General features: G+C 73.1%; 1 protein-coding gene. It reads left to right on the top strand.

Annotated features, from left to right (window positions below):
* The coding region (locus tag SM753_RS20345) for a YbaK/EbsC family protein (protein ID WP_323192902.1) at positions 1-320 on the top strand (320 nt) is incomplete at both ends.

The raw sequence follows: 320 nt of genomic DNA, 5'->3' as shown, positions 1-320 counted from the left end.
GCGGACGCCGCCGACGCCATCGGGTGCGACGTCGCGCAGATCGCGAGCAGTATCGTCCTCGTCGCCGGCGACGACCCGGTCGTCGTCGTTACGAGCGGCGCGAACCGCGTTTCGATGGCGAAACTCGCCGCCGAGTGCGGCGTCGACGAGGGCGACGTGAGGATGGCCGACGCCGACGAGGTCCGCGAGGCGACCGGGTACGCCATCGGCGGCGTCCCGCCGTTCTGTCACCACGGCGACCGCGGGCCGGTGCCGACGTACCTCGACGACACCCTCACCGACTACGAGGTCGTCTGGGCCGCCGCCGGCACCCCGGAAGC

It is taken from the genome of Halostella sp. PRR32, assembly GCF_034808085.1.
GTDB classification, from domain to species: domain Archaea; phylum Halobacteriota; class Halobacteria; order Halobacteriales; family Natronoarchaeaceae; genus Halostella; species Halostella pelagica.
The sequence above is the reverse complement of the archived record's forward strand: the minus strand, read 5'-3'. Positions and strand labels throughout refer to the sequence as shown.